Origin of the sequence: Streptomyces sp. NBC_00440, assembly GCF_036014215.1 — a bacterium.
In the GTDB taxonomy this organism is placed as follows: Bacteria; Actinomycetota; Actinomycetes; order Streptomycetales; family Streptomycetaceae; genus Streptomyces.
On sequence record NZ_CP107921.1, the window covers coordinates 7,660,824 to 7,674,214 of the forward strand.

Genomic DNA, 13,391 nt, shown 5'->3' on the forward strand with positions numbered 1-13,391 from the left:
CAAGTACTGCGGGGAACTGTCCGGAGCGTTCGCTGAGGGGATGCGGAGCGCTCAGGTCTTGATGTGGGCCACGAGTCCGTCGATGAACTCGGCCCAGTCGTCGCGCGTCGCCGGCTTGCCGGGTACGCCGGGGCGGCTCTGCCAGGGCAGCGGGCCGCTCTCCCGCCGGTACTCGACACCGAGCGCGTCGAGCCGGGCCAGATGGGTGCGCAGCCTTGTGCGGAACTCGTCGAAGTCGCGCTCGCCCCGGCTCCACAGCGCCTCCGAGATCGCGCACAGGCGCGGGAAGACGTAGTAGTCGACGGTCCGGGGCGAATCCATGTGCTCGGTCCAGATGTTGGCCTGCCCGCCCAGGATCCGGGCCGACTCCTGTTCGGTGAGCCCTTCGGGGACCGGATCGAAGCCGTACGCGTCCGCGAGCGTCAGCGGCACCGCGAACGGAATGGGCTCGCCGGGCAGCTCCGACTGCCGGTAGTCCAGATACACCTGGTCGTCGGGGCAGGAGATCACGTCGTACCCCCGGCGCGCCGCAGTGAGAGCACCGGTCATGCCGCGCCAGGAGGCGACCGCCACGCCCTCGGGGACCTCACCCTCCAGGATCTCGTCCCAGCCGAACACCCGGCGTCCGCGCGCGGCGACATGCGCGCCGATCCGGCCGAGGAACCAGGCCTGAAGCTCCTTCGAGCCGCCGAGCCCGCGCTCGCGGATCAGTTCCCGGGTGCGCGGATCGGCGTCCCACTGGTCCTTGGGGCACTCGTCGCCGCCGATGCCGATGAAGGTGCCGGGGAAGAGATCCATCACCTCGTCGAACACTCCGAGGAAGAAGTCGAGCGTCGACTCCTCCGCGTTGAGGATGTTCGTGTTGATGCCCCACCGCGGGCTCGTCTCCAACTGTGCTCCGCACACACCCAGGTCGGGGTAGGCGGCGATAGCGGCCTGGGAGTGGCCCGGCACGTCGATCTCCGGCATCACGGTGATGTGCCGCTGGGCGGCGTACGCGACGATCTCGCGGATGTCGTCCTGGGTGTAGTAACCGCCGTGCGGGCGCCCGTTGTTAAGTGCGTCCGCCGCCGCGCCGAGCTGGGACTCGCGGCGCCACGATCCCACCTCGGTCAGCCGGGGATGGCGCAGGATCTCCACCCGCCAGCCCTGGTCGTCGGTCAGGTGCAGATGGAGCGTGTTCATGCGGTGCACGGCCAGCAGGTCGAGGAAGCGCAGCACGTCGTGCTTGGGCATGAAGTGCCGGGCCACGTCCAGCATCGCGCCGCGCCAGCGGAATCGCGGGGCGTCCTCGACGGACCCGTACGGAATCGCCCAGGGCACCCCGGCCACCGGGGCCGTGCGGTAGATCTGTGGTGGCAGGAGCTGGCGCAGCGCCTGGCATCCGTAGAAGACGCCCGCGGTGTCGCCGCCCGCGAGGGCGACACCGTCCGGACCGCAGGTCAGATGGAACCCCTCGGCGGGGAGGCGCGGATCCAGGGTCAGTGCCAGGGCGGGGCCGGCTGCGTCGGTCACCGGCAGCGGCAGGCCGGTCGCCGGACGCAGCACCGACTGGAGCCAGTGGGCCGTCGGCGCCAGTTCGCCGGGGGCGGTGATCCGGGTGGACGCGTCCAGGACGAACGCGCCGTCGCCGGGCACAGCCGATATGGGGCGGGGGAGGAGCATGACGGGGGTCATCCCTTCACGGCGCCGGCGGACATGCCGGACACCAGCTTGCGTTGGATGATCAGGAAGAAGACGACCACCGGCAGTGAGAAGATCACCGAACCGGCCATCTGGCCGCCGAAGTCGGTGCCGGTGGCCGGGGTGCTGAAGGAAGCCAGCCAGACGGGCAGCGTGTAGTGGTCCTGGCTCTTCATGAAGGTGTAGGCGACCAGGTAGTCGTTCCACGCGGTGATGAACGCGAAGATGCTGGACGCGATCACACCCGGCGCGACCAGTGGGAAGAGCACCCGGGTCAGGGTCTGCCAGGTGGATGCGCCGTCGAGCCGTGCGGCCTCCTCGATCTCGGCCGGGATCGCGATGAAGAACCCGCGCATCACCCAGATCGAGAACGGCAGCACGGTGGCCACGTACGCGAAGATCAGCCCGATGTAGGTGCCCAGCAATCCGATCTCGTTGAAGATCAGGAAGGTCGGGATGAGCAGTGCCGTGATCGGCAGCATCTGCACGATCAGGATCGACACCATGATGGTGCGCCTGCCCCGGAAGCGGAACCGGGACAGTGCCGCCGCGGCGAACGTTCCCAGGACCACGGCGAGCAGCACCGCGCCACCCACCACGATCAGGCTGTTGCGCAGATTGGTCAGGAAGCTGGTCTGGTTGATCGCCGCGTCGAAGTTGCGCAGGGTGGGGGAGGACGGCCAGAAGTGCGGGGTCGGCGTCATCACCTCGGAGCGAGGCTTGAACGCCGTGTTGACCATCCAGTAGACGGGGAAGATCCAGACGAGGCAGAAGAGTACGGCGAGAGTGTTGTTGAGCCATCCGCCCCGCGGGCTTCCCGCTCGGTATCGGCGGTTCCTCACAGGTCCTCCCCCGAGCGCAGCAGGTTACGGATGTACACAGCGGTGATCCCCAGCAGGATTGCGGTGGTGATGACGGACAGGGCCGCGCCCTGGCCGATCCGGAAGGACACGAACGCTGTCTTGTACGCGAAGATCCCCAGCGTGCTCGTAGCCGAGTCGGGACCGCCGGCCGACACCAGCCAGATCTGGTTGAAGACGTTGAAGTCCCAGATCACCGACATGATCGTGACGAGCAGCAGGGTCGGCCGCAGGAACGGCAACGTCACCGACCACCACACCCGCCACTCGCCGGCTCCATCCAGTCGCGCGGCCTCCGGCAGCTCCACGGGCAGCTGCGTGAGCGACGCGTACAGGGTGAGCGCGATGAACGGCACGGCCTGCCACACCACGAGGAGCCAGATCGAGACGTACGCGAGAGAGGCGTTCTGCCCCCAGTCGGTGTTGGTCATGTCGCCGAAGACGTGCACCTGGGTGAGCAGCCAGTTGACGACCCCGTAGCCGGGCTGGAACAGCCACTTCCACACCAGCGAGGAGGCGACGTTGGGCATGGCCCAGGCGAAGATCAGTACGACCGTCACCGTCATACGCATCGCGGTGCGCAGCCGGGTGAGCAACTGGGCCATGCCCACGCCGATCGCGACACTGCCCGCGACCATCGCCACGGTGAACAGCACACTGCGCAGCAGCGACTTCCAGAACTCCGGGTCGGAGAACATGTCGGCGTACTGCTGAGTGCCGACCATATTGAACTCGCCCGTGAACAGGGTGCGTTGGTTGTAGTCCGTGAAGGAGGTGAAGACCAGGAACAGGATGGGGGCCACGCTGAAAGCGGCCATCACAAGACCGGCCGGCGAGAGCAGCCACACCACCGCCCACTGCCGCCGGCGTTTCACCGGCCGCCCGGGCTCTCCCGTACGAGCCGTATCGGGTGGCCCCGCTGCCGGCGCCCGGCCCGCGGATTCCCGTTCCTCGGTGAGCAGGTCACGGGCGCCGGACACCTGGGGCGGGCCCGCTTCGTCAGCCTGACGCATTGAGGGCCTTGTCCACTGCCGCGTCGAAGATCCGGGCCGCGTCCGCCGGGGACTTCTTGCCGGAAGCGACAGCTGAGAACAACTGGTTGACGGACTTGTCGGCCTCCAGCGACGCCCACTTCGGGCTCGCCGGGGTGGCCCGGGAGTTCAACGCGGCCTCGAAGAAGCCCTTCTTGAGCGGGGCGGCCTTGGCCATGGCCTTCTTGTTCGCCTCGGAGCTGTTCGGATTCCAGCCGTCGTGTCCGACGATCCACTTGTCCTGGACGGTGGGGCTCGCTGCGATCTTCATCCACTGGAGCGCCAGATCCTGCTGCTTGCTCTTGGCCGCCACGCCCCACACGGCGCCGCCCAGCATCACCGGCTGCGCCTTGCCCGAGGTGCCCGGCAGCGGGAAGGATCCCAGGTCGGCGTCCGTGAGCTTGGGATTGGCCTTCTCGATCTGGGGTATCTGCCCGCTGGTCGCGGTGATGGCGCCTGCCTTGCCGTCGGCGAAGACCTGGAGCTGGTCCGGGTTCATCGTGTCGACCGTGCGGGAAGCGGGCGCCGAGTACGCGTTCTGGAACTTCTTGAACGCGGCGAGACCGGCCTGCGCCCCGGCGGAACCGAAGCCACCCGTCCACTTGTCGTTCTTCCGGGTGGCGATCTCGCCACCCGCGTCCCAGATGAACTGCAGGCCGGTGGCCCAGTGCTGGCCGGGCAGATAGAACGGCGAGAAGTCGGAGGCCTTGTTGGCGGCCTTGACCTTGTCCAGGGCCGCTGTCAGCTCGGCGTAGGTCTTCGGAGCCTTCTTGACACCGGCCTTCGCCCACATCGTCTTGTTGTAGATCACCGAACGAGCGGCGGCGAAGCCCGGCACGGCGTACAGCCTGCCGTCGACCGTCGAGGGGTCCTCCAGACCGGGCAGCCAGTCCTGTCCCTGCTTGAGGTCCTTGGCGTACGAGGTCAGATCCATCAGGCCACCACTGGAGGCGTAGCTCGCGACCTGGGTGTTGCCGAGGTCCAGGACGTCCGGCGGGGAGTCGGTGGCCAGCGCCGTCGTGAGCTTGGTGGCGATGCCGTCCCAGGCCTGGGTCTCGAACGTGACCTTGGCGCCGGTCTTCTCGGTGAACTCCTGCTTCATCGCCTTGAGCGACTCGGGGGAGTAGTCGTCCTGCATGACCCAGACGGTCAGGGTCTTGCCCTGGCCCTTCGCGCCGGAGACCTTCTGCTCCGCGCCACCGGAGCCGCCCGCTCCGGAGCCGTGGCAGGCAGTCAGGGTGAGAACCGAGGCCAGGCCGAGGGCGCCGGCCGCGGCGAACCGTGAATGTTTCATCGCAACTCCTGTGAGTGATGAGGGAGGATCAAGCGGGGGAGGGGCACGCGGGTGTGGACGAATGGCGCGGGTCAGAACACTCCGAGCTCCGCGGCGAGCACCAGGCACGCCCCGCCGAGCAGGGTCAGATCGGTGTCCCCGGCGAGGGAACGGATGTCGAGGGAGGTGTTGACCGGGCCCAGCGTGCGGGCCCGCACGATCTCCCTCGCGGCGTCCAGGAATTCGCCGTCGACCAGCTCGGGAGGGCCGGTCAGCACGATCTCGTTCAGGTTCAGGACGCTGATGATCGGGGCGAGTACGGTCCCGAGCGCCCGGCCGGCCTCCGACCGCAGGGCGGGCCACCGCTCCTCGGCTGCGAGCTCCAGCCGCCTGCCCAAGGGGCCTGCGGAGATGGCCAGATCGAGGCAGCCGCGCCGCCCGCACATGCACAGTTCGCCGTCCTCGTCGACGGTGACGTGCCCGAGCTCGCCCGCCGCGAACTGCTCCCCCTCGACTCGTTCGCCGCCGACGATCAGCCCGGCGCCGACGCCGTGCTCGATCGAGATCACCATGAGGTTCTGCGTCCGCGCGTCCCGGAAGTGCAGTACCCCCAGGGCCGCGAGGTTCACGTCGTTGCCGACGTACGCCGGGATGCCGAAGCGTGCCGTCAGTTCGGCCGCCAACGGCAGGTCGGTCCAGCCGAGATGGGCGGCGAGGCGGATGGTCCCGGTGTCGTCGATGATGCCCGGTGAGCCGACGCCGATCCCGAGGATCCGGCGCGGCGCCGCCTCGACCAGCTCGGCTGCGAGCGTGAGTACCAGTTCGTGGGCGGCCGGTCCGAGGGCGTCGCCGAGCGGCATGTCCAGGCGCTCGACGGCCTCGCCCCGCAGGTTGAGCACCGCGCCGCTGAACCGGTCGTTGTGCGACAGGTCGAGGACCACGAGGCTCACCGCGTCGTCCTCGATGCGGACGAGGCTCGCGGGCTTGCCGATCCGGGCGCCGTCCTGCCGGGGGCCGATGTGGGCGACGAGCCCGTCCTCCTCCAGGTCCGCGACGAGCGCGGAGACGGTCGGCGCGGTCAGCCCGGTCGCCCGCGCGATCTCCGAACGGCTCCTGGGGCCCTCGTGGTAGAGCGTCGCCAGCACGAGCGACCTGTTGTGCACCCGGCTGTCCAGCGTGCTGGCCTTGGTCCGCTCCGGAGGCCGCCGCTCCAGCGCAGGCACCTGGAGAAGACTGCGCTGCGGACGGCGGGGCCCGGCAGGGGGAACGGCGGATTCGGCCATGGAGGGAGAACGCTTCCTAAAGAGGCTTTACTTAAGATGTTTTAGATATTCAGGTGCGCTCCTGCCGGCGTCAAGAGGGAGGGACGGAGAATTTCGGCTGCGAGGAAGGTTGTTGACGTTTGATCCGCTCAGTCGCGGTAGCGGGAACGGCCCACCGCGGCGGCGAGCGTCAGCGGGACTGTCAGGACCGCGGCCGTCAGGAAGAGGCGTTGGTAGGCGTGGTGTTCGGCGGGCACAGCGGCGAGTGCGCTCGCAAGCGCGCTGCCCACGTACAGAGCCAGGCCGAACAGCGCGATGCCGGTGGCGCGGGCGGTGGGGGAGAGGGCGGTCGCCCAGGACTGGACCGTCGAGTGCATGAACGACCAGCCGCCGCCCAGCAGCAGCGCGGTCACCACCAGCGCCGGAATGGACCTGTTCGCGGCCGCGAGGCCGAAGGCCGTGGCCAGCTGGATTCCGCCGGCCACGATGAGCCGTACCGGTGTCCACCGGCCGACCAGCCGCTTGACCAGCCGGGCAGCTCCCATCGAACCGACGCCGTACAGCGCGGAGACCGCACCCGCCAGCGTGTCCGACGCGCCCTGGGCCTCGACGGCCGGCGCCACGTACGTCAAGAAGCCGAGCAGGACGGCGCCCTCCAGCATCGCGACGGCCATCACGTACCACTGCCACCGCGAACGCAGCACCACGCGGATCGGGGTGAGCAGCCCGCCCGCCGCCCGGCGCGGGGGCTCCGGCAGCCTGCGCAGAGCGACGACCAGGTAGACGGCCGACAGTCCGGGGAGGGCGAACACCAGCCGCCAGCTCACGTAGTGGGCCAGAGCCCCGGCGACCACCGTGGCCACCGCGGTGCCCAGGGCGAACGCGGTCATCAGCTCGCTCAGCGGACGTTGCCGGACGGCCGCCGGGACGGTGTCGCCGACGTACGTGATGGACGCCGCGATGGACGCGGCGAAGAAGGCGCCGGCCGCTGCACGCGCGACGATCAGCGCCGGGGCGTCGGGCGCGAGCACGGAACACAGCGAGGCGAGCGCCGCCCCGCCGAGCGAGACACGCATCACCCGCACCCGCCCGATGCGGTCACTCGCGAGACCCCAGACCGGCTGCATCAGCCCGTAGCACAGGAAGTACCCGCTGGCCGCGAGCATCACGGTCGGGAGTGAGGCGCCCAGTCGGTTGCCTATCAGCAACAGCATCGGCGTGATGCAGAAGCGGTCGAAGTTGCTGACGAAGCCGGCGGCGCGCAGCAGCCGCAGAGAGGCGGCGGGCAGCCCGGCGATCTGCGGAACGGCGTCGCCCCGCGCGGTGACCGGAAGGGCGGGGCCAGGTGGGTCGCTGGTGGGGGTTTCCACGGTAGGAGTCCTTACGCTGGTGGGCCGGCCTTCCCCGACCGGCACTTCCCAGCCCATCACCACCGGCAGGGTCGGCCGGCCCTCAGCCGGTTACCCTTTCTCACACCCTGCCGGGCGCTCCGCAGCGCCCGGGGCGGGTCTATGGGGCCGGCTTGAGGGGGGATCCACGGGGATGCACGGCGGGGAACCGGCCGAGCACGTGCGGCGGCCCGGCGGCTCTCCGACGCGTGCCATGGCCGACGGCGCGCGCCGGGAGTTGGGAGCCTTCCTGCGCTCGCGGCGGGAGCGCCTTACGCCGGCCGATGCGGGACTGCCCGGTTCGCCGGGACGCCGCACTCCCGGCCTGCGCCGCGGTGAGGTGGCCGAGCTCGCCGGGATCAGCAGCTCCTGGTACGCGTGGCTGGAGCAGGGCCGGGTCCGTACGACCGAGCAGGTGCTGCGCGCCGTGGCGCGTGCGCTGTCGCTGGACGTGGACGAGACCGCCCATGTGCTGTCGTTCGTGGAGCGCGGTGCACCGCACGGACAGTCGCCGGGCTGGGTGTCGCGGAACCTGCTGTCCCTGGTGCAGGCGATGGAACCGAACCCGGCCGTGGTCCTGGACCCGCACTGGGACATGCTGGCCTGGAACACCGGATACGCGGCGCTGCTGACCGATCCGGCGCGGCTCGCGCCCAAGCAGCGCAACCTGCTGTGGCTGGTGTTCCGCTGGCCGCCCGCCCGGAGCCTGCTCGCGGAGTGGGAGCCGGAGGCCAGGAGCCTGCTGGGCCAGTTCCGGGCGAAGGCGGCCCGCCACCCCGACGACGTCCGGTACGCGGAGATCACCGGCGAACTGCTGAACGACCCGGACGCGGCCCGCTGGTTCGGGGCCCGGGAGACCGCCGCGTTCCATCCCGCTGTACGGCACTTCCGACACCCCTCGGCGGGGGACCTGCGGTTGCGGTACGTCAAACTCGCCGCGGTGGACGAGCCGGGCCATCACTTCCTGGCCTACCTGCCCGACGACGAGCCGACCGGGACGGCAGTGAGGGGCCTCACGGGGCGGGACGGCGGCCCACTGCTGCGGTGAGGCCCGCCGGCCCCGTACGCTGCCGCTTGCGCTTGACGGTCCGAGCGGTGATCTCCGCGCCCGACGAGGTCAGTTCGGCGGCCTCGGACCGTTGGCTGTCCCTCAGTCCAGACAGAACTCGTTGCCCTCGATGTCCTGCATCGGGATGCAGGACTCGTTGAATTCATCGGCAACCAGTACCTGCACGACTACCGCCCCGAGCGCGACCAGCCGTGCGCACTCGGCCTTGAGCGTGGCGAGGCGCTCTTCACCCACGAGCCCGGTGCCGACCCGCACGTCGAGATGCACCCGGTTCTTGACGGCCTTGCCTTCGGGAACGCGCTGGAAGAACAGTCGCGGGCCCACACCTGAGGGATCGGTGCAAGCGAACGCCGCACCCTGATGCTCGGGCGGCAGCGAGCGGTCGTAATCGTCCCAAGTGGCGAATCCCTCCGGGGGCGGCGGTACGACGTACCCCAGCACCTCGCACCAGAAACGAGCGACGCGCTCAGGTTCCGCGCAGTCGAAGGTGACTTGGAACTGCTTGATCGATGACATCGGTCCACCCTAATGGCGAGTGCGTCAGAGGCGGTACAACTCCCTCTGAACGAGGGGGTGCAGGGCTGTCCGGAGTCAGCGGAGTTTGATCGCGCCTCCGTCGGCCATCACCGTCTGACCCGTCATGTACTGGGCGTCATCACTCGCCAGGAACGCGACGATCGGCGCCACATCCCGGTCGGGGTCGCCGAACCTGCCCAGTGGCACCTTGGCCGCGGACTGCGCGTACTGCTCGGGCCGTGCCTCGGCCCATGTGGCCACGCCGGCCGTCATGGCCATCGGACAGACCACGTTGACGCGGATGTTGAGCGGAGCCCACTCGTTCGCCACGACCCGGCTCAGGCCGCGGATGGCCTCCTTCGCCGCCGCGTAGGAGACCTGGTTCGGCTGGCCTTCGAGTCCGGCCCCGGAACCGAAATTGATGACCGATGCGCTGCCGGCCCTCTTCAGTTCGGGAAGGGCGGCGAGCATGAAGTTGCGGGTGGCATACAGGCTGGTGTCCATGGCGAGGTTCCAGTCGTCGTCGGTCTGTTCCTCGAACGGCTTCTGCCGGGACACGCTCGCGTTGTTCACCAGGATGTCAAGTTTCCCGAAGTGCTCGACAACTGTCGCTACGGCGAGATCGGCGACGGCCCGGTCGGAGACATCACCACGGAGGAAGACCACGGCGTCGCCCAGTTCGCGGCCGAGTGCTTCCCCGGCCTCCTGCTGCAGGTCGACAACAACGACCCGGGCGCCGCGCGCGACGAACAGCTTCGTGATGGCGCCGCCGATGCCGGAGGCGCCGCCGGTGACGACAGCCGTCTTGCCCTGGAGGCTGAGAGGACCTTGAGAACCGGGAGAACTTTGAGAACCGGGAGAGCTCATGAGGGGCTTCCTGACGTGGTCGCTGGTGGTGCGGGTGCGGTGCGGACCGCTCCACTCTAAACAGAATGAATTCTGTTTGTGCCCTTCGGTACGCCGCCTCGCGAGCCGGACTCGGCGAGGAAGCCCGCCCGCACCGGCACGACGGCCCCTCCCGGTGAGTGGGACGCGCCACTTCGTCGGTTGTCCTGGACCGTAACTTCCCCTCACCCCCGCTCCTCCGGTTCGTGCTGCGAGCCGCGTCACGACGACCGGGGGAACACGGCCGCAGCTGAACAGTGCCGCGCGGCGAGCCGCGTTCGCCCACCAGGACCTCCTTCCTGGCGGGCAGGTGTCCGAGTGTGAGGAGGAGTCAGTGGCCGACAGATGGGACGCCGTCGCGACGGCGGCCGCGATCGCAGACGGCGAGACGAGCGATCGCGCCGTGATCGAGGCCGCCATCGCCCGGATCGAGAACAGCAACGGCGAACTCAACGCCGTCATCCACACACGCTTCGACGAGGCCCTTGCCGAAGTGGACGCCGGGCTGCCCGACGGGCCGCTGCGCGGGGTGCCGGTCCTGGTCAAGGACCTCGGTACCGAGGTCGCCGGGCTGCCGGCCAGCGGCGGCAGCCGGCTCTTCGCCGAGGACGTCCCCACGCGCGACAGCGAACTCGTCCAGCGCTACCGGCGAGCCGGCATGGTCGTCCTCGGAACCACCAACACTCCCGAACTCGGCCTCAACGCCAGCACCGAACCGGCGCTGTACGGCCCCACCCACAACCCGTGGAGCCCTGCGCACTCGCCCGGCGGGTCGAGCGGGGGATCGGCGGCCGCGGTGAGCGCCGGGATGGTTCCCGTCGCCCACGCCAGCGACGGCGGCGGCTCCATCCGCATCCCCTCGGCCGCCTGCGGACTGTTCGGCCTCAAGCCCAGTCGCGGCCGGGTGTCCCCCGCGCCGCGGCCCACCACCCTGTCCGGTCTGGTCTCGGTCCACCACGCCGTCACCACGACGGTGCGCGACAGCGCGCTGCTCCTCGACATCGCCGCAGGCCGGCTCCCGGGCGACGCCTATGCGGCGCCGGTCCCGGCCGACTCGTTCACCGCCTGCGCACGGCGTGACCCGGGACGGCTGCGGATCGGGCTGATCACCTCGCTGCCGGGCGGTGTCGCCGTGCATCCGGAGCCGCTGCGGGCCGTGCTCGACGCCGCCCGGGTGTGCGAGGAACTCGGCCACGAGGTCACCGAGGCGACGGCTCCGTACCGGCCGGACGAGGTGGGCGCTGCCTCCGCGGTGCTGATGGGTGCCGATCTGGTCGTACAGGTGGACGCCCGTCTCGACCGGCTCGGCCGGCCGCTGGCCGACGACGACATCGAACCCTTCACCCGGGTGCTCTACGAGCATTACCGGACCCTCACCGGCGCCGACGTCAGCCGCGCTCTGCGGCGCGCGCAGGAGATCGGCTGGGAGGTCGGCGCGGCCTTCACGACGTACGACGTACTGCTCGGCCCCACACTCGCGCAGCCGACGCCCCGGCTGGGAGTCCTCGACACGCGCCGCCCGGAGACCATCTACGAACACGCCGCCGTCCACTCCGCGTTCACCAGCGTCTACAACGTCACCGGTATGCCGGCGATGTCCGTCCCCTCCGGGTACGACGGCGAAGGACTTCCGCTGGGCGCCCAGTTCGCCGCCGATCTCGGCGGTGAGGGGCTGCTGCTCGGTCTGGCGGCGCAGTTGGAACGCGCCGCACCGTGGCGGGTCACCGCGCACGGCTGAGCGCCCACCCACCCCTGTCCCGCAGCGGCGCACCCCGGGGACGCGTTCTCCGGCCGTGGCTGCCGGGCCCGCGCCCCGGCCTGGGCACCGCCCAGTGACCCCGTCGGCACTCCTCAGTAAGGGATACGATGGCAGACAATCCGAATCCGGCGCCCGTCGCGCCCTCCCAAGGCAACGCACCCTCCCTGGACAACGCGCCCTCCAAAGGCAAGCTGCTCGCCGTCCTGGTGCTGATCATTCTCTTCTCGGAAGCCGGGACGTTCGAGATCACCATGGTCTACCCGGCTCTGCCGGACATGACCCGGGCCTTCCAGACGCTGCACATCGCCTGGGCCGCCTCCATCGTCACGCTCGCCGGCGCCACCGTCATGCCGCTGGTGGGCAAGGCCGCGGACAAGTGGGGCAAGAAGCGGGTCATCCTCGGCCTCGGTGTCGTCTTCGTCCTCGGCAGCGTGATCTGTGCGATCGCGACCTCGTTCGCCGTTCTGCTGGTTGGCCGGGCCCTCCAGGGCTGTCTCGTCGGTATCGTCACGCTCTCCTACAGCCTCGTGCGCGACATCATGCCGCGTGACCTGGTGCCGGTGGCGCTGGGCACCGTGGTGACCGGGGTCGGTATGGCAGCGGTCGCCGGACCCTTCCTGTCCGGCTGGCTCATCGACAGCTTCGGGCACGAGGGTGTGTTCTGGTTCCTGGCTCTCTACGCGGCCGTCCTGCTGCCGGTCTACGCGGCGGTGGTCCCGGAGAGCCCGGTGCGGGTCGACCGCCCGGTCGACGTCGTCGGAACCGTCCTTCTCGGACCGGGCATCGGCGTACTGCTGCTCGGGATCACCCAGGGCGGCACCTGGGGCTGGACAGCCGGTTCCACACTGACGTGCCTGATCCTCGGAACGGCCATGCTGGCCGGGTTCACGGCCTGGGAGCGCGTCTGCAGCAATCCGCTGATCTCACTCGACGTACTGCTGGGCCGACGGTTCGGCCCGACCGTCCTGGCCGTCGCGTGCGTGGCCTACATGATGAACGCGCACGCTCTCATCAGCCCCACCATGCTGATGGCGCCGGGAGGTACTCCGGGGATCAGCTACGGAGCAGGTCTGTCGGCGACACAACTGGCCCTCTGGACCTTCCCGTTGGGAATCGTGGGCATGTTCATGGGGCCCCTCGGCGGCTTTCTGTCCACCAGGATCGGAGCACGCAACGTCCTCCTCGTATCGGCGGGGCTGTTCCTCCTGGTCATGTATCTGGGCTCCCAGTTGTTGACCGTGCGCTGGCAGGTGGCTCTGCTGAGCCTCACCGCCGGTTGCGCGATCGGCTTCCTGCACTCCTCGAACGCCAATCTGGTGCAGGACGCGTTGCCCGCATCGCAGAGCGCTGTGGGCAACTCGATCGGCGGCATGGTCACCCTGCTGTCCGCCGGCATCGCCACGGCTCTCACCGGGGTGGTCATGTCCGGGCATGTGCTGGCGGTCGATCCGAAGACCCATGCCGTGCTGTACGCGGACAGCGCCCTCACCCACAGCTACGGGTACGCGGCGCTGGTGGGCGCGGTCGGGGCAGTCGTCGTCCTGGTCATGAGGCACGGCCGCGCCCCCGCGCAGGGCGGTCTGGTCGAGCCGGAGGGCGCCGTCCGGCTCACCGGGGACGCGCCATTGTCCCCGACCGAAGCCGTCGGCTGAGTACGGCGGCATC

Annotated in this window: 11 protein-coding genes; 3 read left to right on the forward strand and 8 right to left on the reverse strand. The window is 69.8% G+C overall.

The genetic code is table 11. From position 1 onward, the window contains the following. Positions 1 to 51: 51 nt before the first annotated feature. From OHB13_RS34080 to OHB13_RS34105, 6 genes are all read right to left on the reverse strand, one after another. Positions 52 to 1,665, reverse strand: a complete 1,614-nt coding sequence (locus tag OHB13_RS34080; protein WP_328379697.1) for a beta-N-acetylhexosaminidase — start codon at positions 1,663 to 1,665, stop codon at positions 52 to 54. Between the two features lie 8 nt (positions 1,666 to 1,673). Beyond that, complete coding sequence (locus tag OHB13_RS34085) at positions 1,674 to 2,525, reverse strand: carbohydrate ABC transporter permease (protein ID WP_328379698.1); 852 nt, start codon at positions 2,523 to 2,525, stop codon at positions 1,674 to 1,676. Beyond that, positions 2,522 to 3,556: a carbohydrate ABC transporter permease gene (locus OHB13_RS34090; RefSeq protein ID WP_328379699.1), complete on the reverse strand. Its 1,035-nt coding sequence runs from the start codon at positions 3,554 to 3,556 to the stop codon at positions 2,522 to 2,524. The genes OHB13_RS34085 and OHB13_RS34090 overlap by 4 nt, the downstream gene beginning before the upstream one ends. Then, on the reverse strand, positions 3,543 to 4,868 hold the full coding sequence (locus OHB13_RS34095) for an extracellular solute-binding protein (RefSeq protein ID WP_328379700.1): 1,326 nt from the start codon (positions 4,866 to 4,868) through the stop codon (positions 3,543 to 3,545). The genes OHB13_RS34090 and OHB13_RS34095 overlap by 14 nt, the downstream gene beginning before the upstream one ends. A 71-nt stretch (positions 4,869 to 4,939) precedes the next feature. After that, the gene (locus OHB13_RS34100; protein ID WP_328379701.1) at positions 4,940 to 6,130 is read right to left on the reverse strand and encodes an ROK family transcriptional regulator; all 1,191 of its coding nucleotides are present in this window, start codon (positions 6,128 to 6,130) and stop codon (positions 4,940 to 4,942) included. A 128-nt stretch (positions 6,131 to 6,258) separates the two neighbouring features. Next, positions 6,259 to 7,479 (reverse strand): MFS transporter, encoded by a 1,221-nt coding sequence (locus OHB13_RS34105; protein WP_328379702.1) that lies wholly within the window; start codon positions 7,477 to 7,479, stop codon positions 6,259 to 6,261. Positions 7,480 to 7,651: 172 nt separating this feature from the next. Between OHB13_RS34105 and OHB13_RS34110 the strand changes: the two genes are divergently transcribed. Continuing rightward, complete coding sequence (locus OHB13_RS34110; RefSeq protein WP_328379703.1) at positions 7,652 to 8,545, forward strand: helix-turn-helix domain-containing protein; 894 nt, start codon at positions 7,652 to 7,654, stop codon at positions 8,543 to 8,545. Between the two features lie 102 nt (positions 8,546 to 8,647). Here OHB13_RS34110 and OHB13_RS34115 read toward each other — a convergent pair whose 3' ends face one another. Together OHB13_RS34115 and OHB13_RS34120 are read right to left on the reverse strand one after the other, a co-directional pair. After that, positions 8,648 to 9,082, reverse strand: a complete 435-nt coding sequence (locus OHB13_RS34115) for a VOC family protein (protein WP_266862050.1) — start codon at positions 9,080 to 9,082, stop codon at positions 8,648 to 8,650. A 75-nt stretch (positions 9,083 to 9,157) separates the two neighbouring features. Continuing rightward, on the reverse strand, positions 9,158 to 9,949 hold the full coding sequence (locus OHB13_RS34120) for an SDR family NAD(P)-dependent oxidoreductase (protein WP_328379704.1): 792 nt from the start codon (positions 9,947 to 9,949) through the stop codon (positions 9,158 to 9,160). Between the two features lie 352 nt (positions 9,950 to 10,301). Here OHB13_RS34120 and OHB13_RS34125 point away from each other — a divergent pair, with 352 nt between their 5' ends. Both OHB13_RS34125 and OHB13_RS34130 read left to right on the forward strand, forming a co-directional pair. Then, entirely contained in the window at positions 10,302 to 11,705 is a 1,404-nt protein-coding gene (locus OHB13_RS34125; protein ID WP_328379705.1) for an amidase, read from the forward strand. A gap of 128 nt (positions 11,706 to 11,833) precedes the next feature. Then, positions 11,834 to 13,378: an MFS transporter gene (locus OHB13_RS34130; protein WP_328379706.1), complete on the forward strand. Its 1,545-nt coding sequence runs from the start codon at positions 11,834 to 11,836 to the stop codon at positions 13,376 to 13,378. Positions 13,379 to 13,391 lie beyond the last annotated feature (13 nt).